At 59.8% G+C, this 15,690-nt stretch carries 7 protein-coding genes; 3 read left to right on the top strand and 4 right to left on the bottom strand.

Translation table 11 applies throughout. The features are described from left to right. The first annotated feature begins 159 nt into the window (after nt 1-159). Nucleotides 160-2,406: a TonB-dependent receptor gene (locus DCO48_RS07275; RefSeq protein WP_256584003.1), complete on the top strand. Its 2,247-nt coding sequence runs from the start codon at nt 160-162 to the stop codon at nt 2,404-2,406. Nucleotides 2,407-2,623: 217 nt separating this feature from the next. On the opposite strand, the gene DCO48_RS07270 is transcribed toward DCO48_RS07275, so the two are convergent. The 3 genes from DCO48_RS07270 to DCO48_RS07260 are packed head-to-tail and all read right to left on the bottom strand — an operon-like array spanning nt 2,624 to nt 7,046. Continuing rightward, on the bottom strand, nt 2,624-3,961 hold the full coding sequence (locus DCO48_RS07270) for a TolC family outer membrane protein (protein WP_116549916.1): 1,338 nt from the start codon (nt 3,959-3,961) through the stop codon (nt 2,624-2,626). 1 nt (nt 3,962) lies between these two features. Further along, the gene (locus tag DCO48_RS07265) at nt 3,963-5,309 is read right to left on the bottom strand and encodes an HlyD family type I secretion periplasmic adaptor subunit (RefSeq protein ID WP_116549915.1); all 1,347 of its coding nucleotides are present in this window, start codon (nt 5,307-5,309) and stop codon (nt 3,963-3,965) included. Next, complete coding sequence (locus tag DCO48_RS07260; protein WP_116549914.1) at nt 5,310-7,046, bottom strand: type I secretion system permease/ATPase; 1,737 nt, start codon at nt 7,044-7,046, stop codon at nt 5,310-5,312. It abuts the gene before it with no gap. A gap of 314 nt (nt 7,047-7,360) precedes the next feature. Here DCO48_RS07260 and DCO48_RS07255 point away from each other — a divergent pair, with 314 nt between their 5' ends. Beyond that, entirely contained in the window at nt 7,361-8,056 is a 696-nt protein-coding gene (locus DCO48_RS07255; RefSeq protein WP_116549913.1) for a response regulator transcription factor, read from the top strand. On the opposite strand, the gene DCO48_RS07250 is transcribed toward DCO48_RS07255, so the two are convergent. Beyond that, nucleotides 8,057-9,547, bottom strand: coding sequence for an ATP-binding protein (locus DCO48_RS07250; RefSeq protein WP_116549912.1), 1,491 nt, complete (start codon nt 9,545-9,547; stop codon nt 8,057-8,059). Between the two features lie 73 nt (nt 9,548-9,620). Here DCO48_RS07250 and DCO48_RS07245 point away from each other — a divergent pair, with 73 nt between their 5' ends. Continuing rightward, on the top strand, nt 9,621-15,566 hold the full coding sequence (locus DCO48_RS07245; RefSeq protein WP_116549911.1) for a peroxidase family protein: 5,946 nt from the start codon (nt 9,621-9,623) through the stop codon (nt 15,564-15,566). Nucleotides 15,567-15,690 lie beyond the last annotated feature (124 nt).

Here is a 15,690-nt window from a genome sequence, read left to right as displayed (position 1 = left end):
GCACCTTTCCCTAACCAAGCAAAGGATCACGCTTACGCAGACCACGCGCAGCGAGGGGTTCACGCGTCACAGGAGTTTTTGATGAACATGCCACTTCCCCGGCAGCGCTGCGCGTCTATCTTGCCTACCTTGCTGCCCAGCCTGCTGGCCCTGGCCTGCATGCCCGGCGTGGCGGCGACAGCGGTCGCCAGCGCCGGCGTCAGCGCCGATGAGCAGACCCTGCAAACCGTCACGGTGAATGCCCGCCGGCGCAGCGAAGATGCGCAGACGGTGCCCACGGCGATGACCGTACTGTCGGCGCAGACCCTGGAAAATCAGCGCCTGTACCGGCTGCAGGATCTGCAGCAGGCGATGCCCAGCGTCAACGTCGCTTTCATGCATGCGCGCCAGTCCAGCCTGAGCATTCGCGGCCTGGGCAACAACCCGGCCAGCGATGGCCTCGAAGGCAGCGCCGGCATTTATCTGGACAACGTCTACCTCGGGCGACCTGGGATGGCGGTGTTCGATCTGCTCGACATCGAACAGCTGGAACTGCTGCGCGGACCGCAGGGCACGCTGTTCGGCAAGAACACCACGGCCGGGGTGCTGAACATCAGCACCCGAGGGCCGAGCTTCAGCCCCGAAGGCAGCGTGGCGCAGTCGTTTGGCGAGGACGGCTACGTGCAGACCCACGCTAGCGTCGGCGGGCCGCTCAGCGAGCAACTGGCCGGGCGTTTCTCGGCATATCGCACCCGCGAGAACGGCTACGTCGAGAACCAGTACGACGGCCACACGCTGGGCAGTGGCACGCGGCAGGGGTTGCGCGCGCAGTTGTTGTTCAAGCCCCACGAGGCCTTCAACCTGCGCTGGATCGGCGACTACAACGAAGAGGACGCCAGTACCGGAACCCGCTCGCTGTTCAGCACCGGGCCGACCATCAACGGTGTCAACCGCTACGAGCAGCGCGCGGCGGCGGTCGGCGCGACGCTGGCCAACGGCCGGCGGGTCAATCTGGATGCCGAGCAGAGCGTCAAAGTGTTCCAGGGCGGGACCTCGTTGGAAGCGAACTGGACCTTGCCCAACGATTTCACCCTGACCTCGATCAGTGCCTATCGTTGGTGGGATTTCACCCCGCGTAACGACGACGAACTGAATGTGCCGGTGATGTACAACGTCGGCCAGTCGGCGCGCGACCAACAGTATTCCCAGGAGTTGCGTCTGGCTTCGCCGTTGGGCGAGCGCTTCGACTATGTCCTCGGCGCGTATTACTTCCGGCAGGAGATGCGCAACCAGGTCTTTACCGACTATGGGCCGCTGGCCGATACCTGGAACGGCACGCCGCAGGGCGCGCTGAACAACGTCTACAGCCTGGGCGAGGGGCACATCGACACCGACAGCTATGCGCTGTTCGCCCAAGGTACCTGGCACCTTACGCCGCGCCTGGATTTCACCGCTGGCGTGCGTGGCAGCTATGAGGTGAAACAGGCGCGGGTGGGACGCGCTGCGCCGGTGGGCGGCGCTGCGGTGAGTGGCGCGGCGGCGGCGGTGCGGGCAGGGCGGCTGGGTGCTTACGACTCTGGCGAGCTCAGTGTTTACAGCTTCAGCCCGTCGGCGTTACTGAGCCTGGCCTATCGCTTCAACGACCAGGTGATGGGCTATGGCTCGTTGTCCCACGGCGAGAAGTCGGGCGGGGTCAACCTGAGTGTCGCCAGTGCGCCGGTGGCGGGGGCGGACTCGTTGCTGATCGGTAGCGAACGGGCCAACGATGTGGAACTGGGGATCAAGAGCAGCCTGCTCGACCAGCGGCTGCTGCTTAACGCCAACCTGTTCTGGACCGTGGTGCATGGTTACCAGACCAATGCCTACGACGATGCCAACCTGACCAGCTACCTGACCAACGCCGGTTCGGTGCGCAGCCGTGGGCTGGAATTCGAGGCGACCGTGCTGCCGGCACGCGGGCTGACGTTGAACTTCAACGGCTCCTACAACGATGTGCGCTACATGCGCTACCCGGATGCGCCCTGCCCGGCGGAAGTGGCCTTGCGGCCAGGGGCGCCGGCTTCCTGTGACTTGAGCGGGCGTGCGGTGGTGGGGGCGTCGAAGTGGATCTTCAACGGCAATGGCACCTACGAGTGGGATGTCGGGCAACTGCGGCCGTATGTGAACGCCAGCTATGCGTTCCGCTCGCAGGCAGTGGGGACGGTGGATGATTCGAGTTTTGCGCAGATGCCGAGTTATGCGTTGGTCAATCTGTCCACCGGGGTGCGCGGTGACCTGCGGGATGGGCAGTGGGATGTGTCGTTGTGGTTGCGCAACGCGTTTGACAAGACCTACTACACGACGCTGTGGAATTCGCCCAATGGCGCCTATACCGGCGTGCTTGGCACGCCGCGGACGTTGGGGGTGACTGGGCGGTACGACTTCTGAGCGGTGTTGCTGGTGATGCTGGTGATTTTTGGGCTTGGGCTTCGGTCATTCCAACTGGCTTTGCAGAAACGCGTGTCAGGCCAAAAGTTGTGGGCTCCGTCAGCAATACCTGACGATTAACATGCACTCGACGGTGCTGAATTGCGGGTCTATTCACCTGATTGCGGCTCGTGCTCTTTGTGCTCCTGGTTCTCGCCGCGCCTCCGGGGCCTGGGGCTCAAAACGCCAACTTCGGCCCTAGATAGGCGTTGGCACTGGCGATGTCATCGTCCCCCAGCGCACCGACGTTGGCCGACAGCCTCAGTTTGGCCAGCAGGTAACGCAACTTGGCTTCGAACAGGTCGCGGCGGGCGGTGTAGAACTGCTCCTGGGCATTGAGGATGTCGACGTTGGTGCTACTGCCGGCAAGGAAACCTTTTTTCGAGGAGTCCAGCGCGCGCTCGCTGGATTTGACCGCTTTTTCCAAGGCACGAATACGCGCTTCACCGCTTTGCACGCCGCGAAATTCGCGGGTGGTGGCCGAGATGATTTCTTCTCGGGTGGCGTTCAAGTCCTCTTCGGCCTGATCCCGAGTGGCCACGCTTTGCCGGGCGCGGGCGCTGACGTAGCCGCCGCTGTAGAGCGGAATATTCATCTCAAGCCCGGCCGAGGTATAGCGGTTGCGCTGGTTTTGGGTAGACAGCGTTTCGCTGTCGGCGACAGTGTAACCCACCACCAGATCGACGGTTGGCCAATGCCCGGCCTTGGCCTTGGCGACTTCTTCGTCTGCGGTATTGACGTTCAAGCGCCGGGCGCGGATCGAAGGGCTGTCAGTGCCAGCGCGGATGATCCATTCGTGCAAGTTGTCCGGTTGCAGGGGTGGGGTCGGGAAGCTGTCCTGCAAGGTGGCCAGCTCTTCGGGTGGCTGGCCAAGGTATTCCTGCAACAGGCGTCGTGCCACAGTGACATTGTCCTGGGACTCGATCAGTTCGGCTTGGGCCAGATCTCGCCGGGCCACGGCCTCGTTAACGTCAGTGATGGTGCCGTCGCCCAGGTCTTTGCGACGCTGCGTCGAGGCCACTTGCTCGTTGAAGGATTTGAGCTTGGCCATCGACAGCTCTACGGTTTCGTGGGCCAGCAACACGTCGAAGTAACGTCCTGCTAGTTTCACCGCCGCGTCTTGCGCCTTGCCATCGAACACCGCGACGCCGTACTCGGCTTGGTACTCGCCCTGGCGATACTCGGCCATTTTCTGTTTGTTGAAGAGCGGCTGGCGCAGTTGCAGGGTCGCGCCCCGAGAGTTGTAGTTGAGGTCGTTGGTGTGGCGGCTGCCGTAAAAGTCCGGCTGCTTTTGCGTGCCGTTGATGTGGTTGTCAAAGGCGGTAATGCCGATTTTTGGCAGCATTCCAGAATGGCCGATGGCGCGATTTTCCAATGCGGCATCTCGTTCGTGCCCGGCGGACAGGTAAGTCGGGCCCTGGATCTGCATCAGATTCCAGGCTTCGCGCAGGTCCAGCGCCTGAGCCGACGATGCTGCGCAGGCCACAACGGCCATGAGTAGCCGGACGCCGTTCATGTCATTGCTCCTTAAACGCACTATTGACGCGATCGAGCAGCGGCTTCAACAGGTAACTGAGCATGTTGCGTTCACCGGTCTTGATTGTGACCGAGGCGGGCATGCCTGCGCGGATGTGATTGCTGCCCAGCATGGCCATCCCGGCCGGTGTCACTTCGATCTGTGCCAGGTAAAACGGCTGCTTGTTTTCTTCGTTCAGCAACCGGTCAGCGGAGATGGTCAGCACCTTGCCCGGGATGTTCGGCGTTTGCACATGGTTGAAGGCCGGGAACGAGATGACCACCGGCAAGCCCGACGTCATGCGGTCGATGGCCTGTACTGGGATCATGGCGTCGATTTGCAGCGGCTCATGGGCTGGCACAATTTCCATAATCTTGAAGCCGGGGGCGATCACGCCACCGATGGTCGATACGCTTAAGCCCTGGACCATGCCGTCGATCGGTGAGCGGATCACCGTATGCCGCACCTGGTAATCCAGGGCTTGCAGACGGTCGGTGAGGGCGCTGTTTTCCTTTTGCACATCAGCGAGCATTGACTGCACTTCCTTACGATAGTCGAATTCGCGCTGAAGGATGCGCAACTTGATGTCAGCCACCTGCCCCTTGGCGCGAGCGATGTTGTTGAGGTTATCGGCCTGGGAGGCATTGAGGTCCGAACCTGTGCGTTCGAGTTCGAGCATCCGGTTGCGCGGAACATAGCCTTCGGCCGCCAGTTGGCGCACCCCGACCAGCTCCTGATTGAGAAAGCCGATCTGCGCCGAGCGGGCGCCATAGATGTGTTGCAAGCCTCTGATCTGCGCTTCGGCGGAAACAAGCGACTCACGCAGAATGCCAACCTCGCCCTGAAGGCTGGTGCGGCGCGTGGCGAACAGATGGCGTTGCAGGTTGATGGCGTTGTTCAAGTGTTCGTTGCCCGCAAAGCGCTGCAACATTGCAGCGTCGAACACCACGTCAGGCAAGCCGTCGCGCTCGGCTTCCAAGCGGTTTTCCATGGTCATGGTGGCGATGAACTGCGCGCTCACCACCCCTTGCTCCGAGAGCGCCTGGGTAGCGTCGAGCCGCACCAGTTCCTGGTCTTTGCTGACGTTGTCGCCTTCACGTACCAGGATCGCCTCGACACTGCCACCGGTGAGGTGCTGGATGATCTTGCGGTTGCTGGTGACTTTGACGGTCGCGGTGGCAACGATCCCGGCGTCCAGAGGTGCCAGCCACGACCACAGCAGAAACCCGCCAAACCCAAGGATTACCAGCAACACTCCCCAACGCACTGGACGGTGGTCATCGATATCGATGTTGGTTACCGCACGCAGCTGTTCTTGGTCACGTGGATCGACACTCAACGCGCCCATTTATTCTCTCCCGCGAACGGCTGAAAGGGTGGGGGCGCCCACGATCGGCAGCACGCTGGTCTGGCGCAGCGCAGCAAACACTTCCTCTCGAGGGCCGAACAGCTGGGTGCTGCCTTCTCGCAGCATCAGAACTTTGTCGACGGTGCCAAGGATGCTCGGGCGATGGGAGATCAGCACCGTGGTGCAGCCCCGAATCTTCAGATCTTCAAGAACCTCGATCAGGGCTTTTTCCCCGGCGTCGTCGAGGTTGGCGTTCGGCTCATCCAAGACGATAATCGCCGGCTCGCCGTACAGCGCACGAGCCAGGCCGATGCGCTGCCTTTGTCCGCCGGACAGCGGGTTGCCGTCCACATCCAAGGTGGTGTCGTAACCGTGGGTAAAGTGCAGGATCATGTCGTGCACACCGGCACGCTTGGCGGCGACGATCACCGCGTCACTGTCGACCACGCCGAAGCGGGCGATGTTGTCGGCGATGCTGCCTTCGAACAATTCCACGTCTTGAGGCAGGTAACCGACCCAGGGGCCGAGCTCTTCCTTGTTCCACAGGTAAACGTCGACGCCATCCAGACGCACCTTGCCGCTTTGCGCTGGCCAGATGCCCACCAGCAAACGCGCCAGGGTCGATTTTCCCGACGCGGAGGGGCCGATGATGCCCAAGGATTCGCCTGGGGAAAGGTTGAAGTGCGGGCCACGAATGATGGGTTGGCTCATGCCCGGCGCCCCGGCGTGCAGATGCTCGACTGTGAGCATGCCCAAGGGCCTTGGTAGCTTCATCGCATCGGCGCGGGGCGGGAATTCTTGCAGCAGATTGTTGAGGCGCGACCAGGCACGACGGCTGGTCAACAACTGTTTCCAGGCGCCGATCAGTTGTTCCACCGGTGCCAGCGCACGACCACTGAGGATCGAGCAGGCGATCATCATGCCGGGGGTGATTGAGCCTTCGATCGCCAGCAGCGCGCCAGTGCCGAGGATCAGCGATTGCAGAGTGATTCTCACGAAACGCCCCAGGCCACTGATGTAGGCCGCCCGGTCGGAGGCAAGGGTTTGCCTTTCCAGGATACGCAGATGGCTGCCAAACCAACGCAGGGTGATCGCCGGCAACATGCCCATGGCTTCTATGACTTCGGCGTTGCGCAGGTTGTTGTTGGCAAATGTAGCGGAGGTTTGCGCGGCCAGGCCGGCCTCGCCCAAGGGCTTTTGGGTGGCGATTTCGGTGAGCCAAGTGAGCGCCACGAGAATCAGCGAACCGCACAGGGTGACAATCCCCAGCAAGGGGTGAATCAGGTAAGCGACGAACAGATAGATCGGCGTCCACGGCGCATCGAAGAAGGCAAATAGCCCGTTGCCGGTGAGAAACTGGCGCACTTGCGCGAGGTCCTGCAAGGCCTGCGCCGGGGTGCCGCCGGCTCGTCGCAGGTTGCGTTCGAACGCTGCGGTGAATACCCGCTGGTTGAGGGCCATGTCCAGCCGATTGCCGACCCGGATCAATACCCGTGTGCGCACCACTTCCAGCATCGCCAACAGGGTGTACAAGCCGACTATCAGGATCGTCAGCATCAACAATGTAGTGAGGTTGCTGCTGACCAACGCCCGGTCATACACCTGCAGCATGTAAATGGCCGGTGCGAGCATCAGCACATTGATCACGCCACTGAAGCCGGCCAGCGAGTAAAAGGTGTGGCGCAGCCGAAAAAAAACCTCGGTAAACTCGGATCGCGTGCGGCTCTTTTTGTCCATCGGGAGGTTCCAATGCCGGGTGTTTTATTTGCTTCAGCGTAGGAGATCGACTGTTGGTCGGATGAGGACGCGGGCTGGCTTTGTGGGCGTCGTCATTTATTTGGCTAATCTAGCCACAAATAGAAACAATGAGTTAAACGCTATTTTTTTATTAAATTATGATGAAGATGGCTTATTGACGATGATAATTCGTCCGACCTAAGTCTAATAATCGACCTTTCAGGCCTCGGCTCATCCGACCAGCAACCCACGTCTTGTGTGGTTACCTGCTAATAATCAATGGTGTCTGCACACTGCCCTCTCAGGAGCGCGTCATGAACCCATTTATCCGTATCGGCATTGCCGATGACCACCCGCTGTTGCGTGAAGGCGTGGCCAACACGTTGAGAAAAAGGACAGACCTGCAAGTGGTGGAGCAGGGCGCCAGCGCCGACGATGCCCGGAACATTGCCCTGCATTCACGACCGGATGTGATGCTGATGGACGTCAACATGCCAGGAGATGTGTTTGGTGCAGTGCGTTTCATCGCGACGCAACTGCCGGACGTCAAAGTGCTGATGCTGACGGTGTCCGAATCCGAAGATGATGCCTACTGCGCATTGGAGGCAGGGGCTCGCGGCTATGTATTGAAAGGGGTCAGTGGGCCAGACCTGGTGCTGGCGATCCGCTCGATTGCCCGCGGTGAAATCTACATCACACCGGAGTTCGCCAATAAATTGCTGAGCAACTTCAAGAAGCATGAAGCGGAAGTGCGCAAGATCGACCTCACCCATCGGGAGGAACAGATCATTCGTGAAGTCTCAAAGGGCCTGACCAATAAGGAAGTTGCTTCGAAACTGTTGATCAGCGAAAAAACCGTCAAGTACTACATGACCTGCGTGATGCAGAAACTGCATGCGCGCAATCGAGTGGAAGCCGTCACCGCCCTGCGCCGCTATTGGGAACGCGAAGCCATGGGGCGACTGCAGATCAGTGCGACGACGCCTATGGACGCTAGGAGCGGTTCCTGACTACAGCTTGAATTGCGCGTTCACCGTCGTGCCTTTGCCAGTAGAGGTATCAATGCTGAATTGCCCGCCCAAGGATTCGACGCGATAACGTAAACCCGCCAGCCCAAGGCGTGTCCGGCCATCGGTGTCGACTACCAACGCATCGGCGGCCATGCCCGGGCCATCGTCCTTGACGGTGATGAGCAATGTCCCGTTGAGATGTTTTCCGCTGACAACCTGACCTTTACCCTGAGCATGGCGATATGCATTGTTCAGGGTTTCCTGCACAAAGCGGTAGATGCAAAGTTTGAGCGGCAGGGGAGCGACATCCGGCAATGGCCCGAGTCTCAGTTCGACCTTGGAGCCGGTGCGCTGCTCGTGCCGCTGCGCCACCAGGCGCAATTCCTCCAGCAGCGTCAGGTCATTGATTTCTGGCAGGGCAAGCCCCCGGGACAAGTCCCGCACCTCGCGCAGTGCATCGCTGGCTGCGCCGCGAATGGTTTCCATCGACTCCTGATCGACTGCCGAACAGTTCTCGGCGAGGTCGTCGAGCCGGATCAGGATTAGCGTCAACAGCTGTGCCGGACCGTCATGCAAGTCCGCGCCGATGCGGCGCAGGGTCAGTTCGTTGATCCGGGAAAACTCCTGGGTTGCCGTGGTCATTTTGCGCTGTAGTGTGGCATTGCTGATGTATAACCGGGTTTGTTCCCGCAGACGTAAACGCAGCGCCACTTGCTGGCGCTGGATGATTTTGTCTCCGCGTTGTACCAGGAAGAACAGCAGCATCAACATCGCCAGGGTGGCGGTACCGACCACCAGCCAGACCTGCTGGCGTACCCGACTGATTTCCTGCTCCAGGCTTTCCGCCTTCTCATAGAATTCGCCCACTGCGATGATTTTTCCCGAGTGGAATTCGCGCAGCGGCGCATAGATTTCATAGAGCGGCACGTTCAGTTTTCGCTCGAACTCGTTCTCTTCCTGAGCCAGGTCCTCAAGGTCGGTGACCACGTTGCCCTTGAGTGCTTCGGCGATTTCATCCATCGGAAATTTTCGATTGGTGATGGATTTGTCCGTGCTGTACACCACCGTGCCGTCGGCTCGCCAGATCTTGATCGAGACGATGTGTCGTTTCAGCGAACGGCTCTCCATGAGCCGGTCCAAGGACTTGACGCTGTAAGGCGACAGCCTGTTGTCGCGGCTCATCTCCTGCACATAGGGCTCCAAAAACGCTTCCATATAGTGGGCACCGGCCTCGGCGGCGCTTTGCACGGCGGCCCGTTCGATTCGGGCGCTAACCAGTTTGCCGACGAAAAACATCGTCAGTCCAAGGATCAGCGCGGCGGCAATCACGAACTGGGTGGAGCGGCTCAGGTTACGCGTTTGAGTCTGGATACGACTGAGCCAGTGACGAGCGTTACCAGCCCTGAACGCAGGCCCAGGCTCGACCAAAGTCTCAGCCCGATCACCGACAAAAGTCTCGTTTTTTGATTCGACTTCTGCATCTTTTAGCATCGTTTCAGTTCCGTGATGATCGTGATAAGTCGGTTGGAAAACCCTGCCACTTAACGGATATCTGGAGATTGCTATGTATGAGCTAAAGCGCTTCACCCTCAATCAAAACGATATTGCGTTCCTTGAGCAGCAGGTGTCTTTCCCGACCATTCACATCGTGGGCTACAACACCGCAGGTGAGCCGCTGTACGGCTACGAGGGATCGGACGGTAATGTGCATGTACTGGGCTTGCTGGGCAGCTTCAATCCGCTGGATACGCCACCTGGTGAAACCAGTTGGTACAACGGGGCACGCGATCCGATTGGCTTGCGCAACGTCTCCGGGCATTTCAACAACATGACCCAGGACGGTCAGTCCTGGGGCAGCTTCGGCCAGGATTTCATTCGCTTGACCCATGCCGATTACGCGCATTACGTCCATCAGAACCTCATCAACGCCGCGTTGACAGGGCAGGGCGTGCCCGTTGGCGCCACGCCCATGACTGACAGTAGTTCACTGTATAGCGATCCGACAGCTTCACTGGTGGACTACACCCCCCGGATGATCAGCCAGACCATCGTCAGTGGCGGCGTCACCTTCGCCACCGATGCCAACGGGCACATCCAGCACACCGCTACAGGGGTGGCCATCGTTACCGACCCCGGCATTCTCGGCGCCATCGGCGAAGTCGATACCACCTCGCCGGATTCCGGCCAGTACTACATCCGTAACCAGAACACCGTGGCGGGCGACCCGTCGACCACCGGCTGGTTCACTCTGTTCGGACAATTCTTCGACCATGGCCTGGATTTCATCAACAAACCGAATCAGAACGCGACTATCACCATACCCCTGGCGCCAAACGATCCTCTGTACGGCTCGATCGGCCCGGATGGGCAGCCGGTGTATTCGATCAAGGTGCATCGCGCGACGGTCAGCGAAGTCGATGGACAAGGCCAGGCGCAATACGTCAACCTCGACTCTCCTTACATTGATCAGAACCAGACTTACGGATCCAACGATGCGGTGACCCAGTTACTGCGCCAATGGGTGTCGGACCCTAATCACCCCGGTCAATTCATTGCCGGGGCGGCGCTGTTTGACGGCACCACCTTGAGTGACGAAGCGGCCTGGACGCTCAATGGGGTGGTGACGCACCAGACGTTGCCGACCTTGAGTGAGTTGCGCGCCCATGTGCTGGCCACCGGGCGTGACGACCTGACCTGGGACGACATCGCCAACTTCCGTGTACGCGACGCCCATGGTCATGTGCTCGATGCCGATCCGAGCACTGCCGGGGTACAGGTTGTTTACACCCGCGAAGCCATCCTGCTGGATATGAACCCGCACTTCGACGACGTGCATATCGATCAGGCGAAATTGATGTCGTTGGATGCGCATATAACCAGCATCACGTTCGATGCAAACAATCCTTACGGCATGCTCTTCTACTACGACAACTCCGGGCCGAAGAACCTTTTCAGCTTCGTCAACTTCGCCGACTTCTCGATCAGCGCCGCCCCCGGCAGCGCCGATTTTTCCGTGGCTAACGAGTTGCTGCTGCAATCGGTTGGCGATCACTACATTGCCGGTGACGGCCGGGTGAACGAGAACTTCGGACTCACCGCCATTCATCACGTCTTCCACGAAGACCACAACGTGCAGCTGATCAACCTGCAAAACGAGGTACTGGCTCAAACCGACGCCACGGTGCGGCACAACTGGCAGGTGCAAGTAAGCAACGGTAGCGGTGGTTTTTACACCGATGCCAACGGCAACTTTACCCTGGCCGATGGCGTCACGGTGTCCTGGGATCAGGACAAGTTGTTCTACGCCGCGAAGCTCACGGTAGAAATGGAATACCAACACGTGGCGATAGACCAGTACGCCCGGCTGATCACTCCGGACTTGCCGGAGTTCGTGACCTACGATTCGGGCATCAATACCAATATTTCCCTGGAATACGGTCAGGCTGCGTTTCGATTCGGTCACTCACAACTGCGCGAAACCATTGATGCTCTGGAGAAAGGTGCTAGTGGTGGCTACGACCTGACCGGCGCAATCACCCACTATGCGCTGGAGCAGGCGTTCCTCAACCCCGGCGGCTTCGCCGAGGTAGGGCCGACGGCTATTGCCTTGGGCATGACCCGGCAAATCAGCAACGAAATCGATGAGTTCGTGACCCCGGCGCTGCAGCAAGGCTTGCTTGGTCAGCCACTGGACCTGGCCACCATCAACCTGGCCCGTGGCCGTGACTTGGGACTGCCTACCCTGAACCAGGCACGTCAGCAGATTCACGATGCGCTGATTGCCGAGCGGGCCTCACCAGCCGGGGCGCAGCATCACACCAACCTGATCGTCGATGGCTTGACGCCCTATACCAGCTGGAGTGACTTCGCCAACAACATGATTCATCCCGAATCGTTGGTGAACTTCATCGCCGCGTATTCCTTCGACGGTGACAAGGATCATGCCCAGGCGATTATCGATGCCGATGCTTCTGGCCTTACGGTCAACTATGCCGGTGGCAGTGTCACTGCCGAACAGGCAGCGTATTTCCTCTCGGGCGCCGCCGACGCCAATGGCAATCATGTGGCGGGCTATGACGGTTACAACGCCATAGATCTGTGGATCGGTGGCCTGGCTGAAAAACACGTCTACACCGGTCAACTGGGAACTACCTTCAACGCGATCTTCGAGGATCAGATGGAGCGGTTGATGGACGGTGACCGCTTCTACTACCTATACCGACTCGACCTCGGGTTGCCGGCGATGACCAACCTCAACGAGCAGGTGGTCACCGAGCAATTCAAGGACATCATCGAACGCACTACCGACGCCCGGCACCTGGCCGGGGATGTGTTCGGCTACGCCGACAGCTATATCGAGCTCAGCTACACCGATTCCGGCGCCAGTGCCACGGCGTACAAGAGCGAGCACAAGTATGGCTCCCTGGTTGCGGCGAACCATGTGGGGGTCTATTCCACTGGAGGCAGCGGCGGCATCGGTGGCAATGGCCTGCTGATGAGCCTGGCCAACCCGGAAACCCACGTGTCACAAACCTACATCCGTGACTACCGTCCGGATCAAGGACAGAACCCCGATGGAACGGCGGCCGTGGGCTACAACTCCCACGAAGTGCTGGTGGGGACCGATTACAACGACTGGATCGACGCCGGTGACGGTGACGACACGATCTATGGTGAAGACGGTGACGACATCCTCGATGGCAAGTCCGGCGCTGACCACATCTACGGCGGCGACGGCAACGACGTGATCTACGGCGGTGACATTGAAGACTTCCTCGATGGCGGGGAAGGCGACGACACCATTTATGCCGGGACCAGCGCTGGTGTGCTGGACGTGGTGATTGGCGGTGGCGGTAACGATCACCTCTATGGCGAGGCCGGGATCGACGAAATTTACGGTGGCGCCGGCAATGACTATATCGATGCGGGTGGCGATACCGATCTGGTGCATGGCGGTGACGGCAACGATGAGATTTACGGCGGCGACGGCCCGGACATTCTGTTCGGTGAGGACGGCGATGACATCATTTCCGGCGGCTCCACCGGCGACCAAGAGTTCGGCGGTGCCGGTGACGACATTCTGTTGCCTGGCCTCGGCGGTGCGCCAGGCCAGGGCGATGGTGACGAAGCCATTGGTGATGTCGGTTTCGATATTGCGGCGTTCAGCGATGTGAACATTGCCCTTGATGCCGCCGCTGACCTCAATAACCAAAACATCGTGGCAGCGCCGGGCACCGCTGTGCTGTTCCAACCGTTCAACGCCTTGCTCACTGACATAGAAGGCCTGATCGGTTCGCATTTCAGCGACAGCCGGCCAAACACGGCCACCCCGGCCAATCCCCTGGCGGGCCTGATTGGTAATGCCACGCAGAACTGGCTGATTGGCGGCAGTGGGGACGATGTCTCCCAGGGCAACGGCGGCAATGACGTGATCGTGGGTGACTCGATCAAGCTTGCCGATCTGAATCACTTGCTCGCCAGTCAGGGCTTTGCTCAACACTTTACCGGCCTGCAATCGACCCGCCCTGATTTCATCCTGGGTGACAACCATGCGGCCCCCGGCACCGCCGACGGTGCCGCCGATACGGCGCTGTACAGTGGCAACTTTGCCGACTACAGCATCACCAAGTTCACCGATACCCGGCCGGGTGGCGAACTGATCACCGCTTTCAACGTGGTGGATTTGCGGGTGGGCGCAGCGAACGTGGATGGCGCCGACATCGTAATTGGCGTAGAGAAACTGCGCTTCGCCGACCGCACGATCAACCTGAACATCACCAACCATTTGCCGACCGGCAATGTGGTTTTGTCGGGTTTTGCTACCGCGCCGACCACCCCCAGCCGTCCGGTGCCCGCCCAATACCGGCTGACCGCCAACACCTCGGCGATCCAGGACGCCGACGGTTTGCCCGGGCCAAGCGGGTTCTCCTATCAGTGGCAAGCGCTGGTGGGGGCAGCCTGGCTGAGTATCGCCGGGGCGAATGCGTCGACCTTTGCGCCGACCTCGGCACAGTTCGGCCAGCAACTGCGGGTGGTCACGACCTACACCGATAACAACGGCACGGTGGAGCAACTCACGTCCGACCCGTCGGAGGCCGTCGGACGCTTTATCGAGGGCACCAACTTCTTCAGTAACACGCTCAATGGCACCAACTATCAGGACATCCTGATGGGCTACTCGGGCAACGATGTACTCAATGGCGGCCTCGGTTCCGACCTGTTGGACGGCGGCACCGGCAACGACACGATGCGCGGCAACGCCGGCAATGACATCTACATGGTCGATGCCAATGGCGACGTGGTTCAGGAGAGTCTCAACGAGGGCACCGATACGGTCATGTCGTCGGTCAGCTACACCTTGGGCGCCAACGTCGAGAACTTGACCCTGCTCGGTTCGAGCAACATCAACGGCACGGGTAACGCACTCGACAACGTTATCCATGGCAACAGTGGCAACAACCAGTTGAGCGGCCTGGGGGGCAATGACTTCATCTTCGGCGAAGCGGGCAACGATACGCTACTGGCGTCGGTCAATGACGGCAACGACCACTATGACGGTGGCTCGGGCACTGATACCTACGACTTGTCGGCCACATCGGCAGCAGCCACGGTGGATTTGCAGACCGGGACATCAACCAGTACCCAGACCGGCAGCGACAGCCTGACCGGGATCGAAAACGTCATCGGCAGCTCGGGCAACGATCACCTGCAGGGTGATACAGCCAGCAACCTGCTGCAAGGCCAGGGCGGCAATGACTGGATCGATGGTGGCAGCGGTGACGACAGTCTGGTGGGAGGGCAAGGCCTGGACAATCTCTACGGTGGCTTGGGCAATGACACCTTTGTGGCATCGGTCAACGATGGTAACGACACCTATGACGGCGGTGGCGATACTGACACCTATGACCTGTCGGCCACCTCGGCCAATACCACGGTCAACCTGAGCACTGGGTTGGCCAGTGGCTCGCAAACCGGTAACGACACCTTGATCGGTGTGGAAAACGTCATCGGCAGTAGCGGCGCCAACAGCTTGACGGGTGACAACAACAATAACGTTCTGACCGGGCAGGGGGGTATCGACACCTTGAGCGGTGGTGGCGGCGCAGACACACTGACCGGCAATGGCAACCGCGATACGTTGACCGGTGGCGCAGGGGCAGACATGTTTGTGTTCAGCTCGATCAACGACTCGGGTACATCGACCGCAAGCCGTGACGTGATCACCGATTTTGTGCATGGAACCGACCACATCGATCTGTCGTTGATTGATGCCCGGACCTCCGGCGCAGGTTCGGCCGGGAATCAGGACTTCACCTTCCTCGGCGAGTGGAACGGCGTCGGCAACGAGTTCAACAGCCAGGCGCAATTGAAGTACCACTTCGTGAATGTCGGCGGAGTCGATCACACCTACGTGGAGGGCAACGTAAACACGGGGAATGCGGCTGATATCCAGATCGACCTGGTTGGGCATATCGCACTGACGGCAAGCGATTTCGTTGGCGTGGTCTAGTCGTTAACGCACACAAGGCGCCCTCGAGTCAATTTGCTCGGGGGTTCGACTGTTGAAATTTGACGAGTATTGGTGTGTCGATATTTAGTCGTTGACCTGAAGAGAAACGGCACTGATGTGACCT

The organism is Pseudomonas sp. SDI (genome assembly GCF_003105155.1).
Taxonomy (GTDB): Bacteria; Pseudomonadota; Gammaproteobacteria; order Pseudomonadales; family Pseudomonadaceae; genus Aquipseudomonas.
The sequence above is the reverse complement of the archived record's forward strand: the minus strand, read 5'-3'. Positions and strand labels throughout refer to the sequence as shown.

What these genes read in the sequence shown, in the direction of transcription:
- DCO48_RS07275 (WP_256584003.1), top strand. Translation starts at nt 160, where the DNA reads ATGCCCGGCGTGGCGGCGACAGCGGTCGCCAGCGCCGGCGTCAGCGCC.
- DCO48_RS07270 (WP_116549916.1), bottom strand. Translation starts at nt 3,961, where the DNA reads ATGAACGGCGTCCGGCTACTCATGGCCGTTGTGGCCTGCGCAGCATCG.
- DCO48_RS07265 (WP_116549915.1), bottom strand. Translation starts at nt 5,309, where the DNA reads ATGGGCGCGTTGAGTGTCGATCCACGTGACCAAGAACAGCTGCGTGCG.
- DCO48_RS07260 (WP_116549914.1), bottom strand. Translation starts at nt 7,046, where the DNA reads ATGGACAAAAAGAGCCGCACGCGATCCGAGTTTACCGAGGTTTTTTTT.
- DCO48_RS07255 (WP_116549913.1), top strand. Translation starts at nt 7,361, where the DNA reads ATGAACCCATTTATCCGTATCGGCATTGCCGATGACCACCCGCTGTTG.
- DCO48_RS07250 (WP_116549912.1), bottom strand. Translation starts at nt 9,547, where the DNA reads ATGCTAAAAGATGCAGAAGTCGAATCAAAAAACGAGACTTTTGTCGGT.
- DCO48_RS07245 (WP_116549911.1), top strand. Translation starts at nt 9,621, where the DNA reads ATGTATGAGCTAAAGCGCTTCACCCTCAATCAAAACGATATTGCGTTC.